Annotated in this window: 2 rRNA genes; both read left to right on the forward strand. The window is 56.4% G+C overall.

The window, feature by feature from the left end:
* Nucleotides 1-95, forward strand: a 16S ribosomal RNA gene (locus MU407_RS14085); the annotation flags it as partial.
* Between the two features lie 371 nt (nucleotides 96-466).
* Nucleotides 467-605 (forward strand): 23S ribosomal RNA (locus MU407_RS14090); the annotation flags it as partial.

A 605-nucleotide genomic window follows, 5' to 3' on the forward strand; every position in this document is an offset into this window, starting at 1 on the left:
TCCTCGTGAGGGAGCTGTCGAAGGTGGGATCGGTGATTGGGACTAAGTCGTAACAAGGTAGCCGTACCGGAAGGTGCGGCTGGATCACCTCCTTTCTAAGGAGCATCACCAAGTATTGGTGGCCATCGTCATCCGCGAGTGTCGGGTGGGTGGTTGCTCATGGGTGGAACATCAACGAATGGGCACTTCATCGTCTGTGTCGCATGTCTAGTACGCCCTGTTGGGGTGGGAACGAGATGCGGGCAGGGGGTTTGAGGTGGAGGCACGCTATTGGGGCATGAGGCTGCACGCCAAGCCCAGCTCGTCCCGGATGTTGTTCGGGTGTGTTGGGTGGTGTGGCTGGTCCTCCCTGCCGCGTCCTGGTTTGTGACTGGGGGTGGTGGTGTGGGGTTGTTTTTTGTGAACTGTATAGTGGACGCGAGCATCTTGTAAGCAATTTTGTTTTGCACAAAGTGTCTTTGTGTTGCTGTAAGTTTTTTAGGGCGCACGGTGGATGCCTTGGCACAAGGAGCCGACGAAGGACGTGTGAGTCTGCGATAAGCCTCGGGGAGTTGACAACTGAGCTGTGATCCGAGGATGTCCGAATGGGGAAACCCACCAGGGGT

Origin of the sequence: Brachybacterium sp. Marseille-Q7125 (assembly GCF_023062615.1) — a bacterium.
Taxonomy (GTDB): domain Bacteria; phylum Actinomycetota; class Actinomycetes; order Actinomycetales; family Dermabacteraceae; genus Brachybacterium.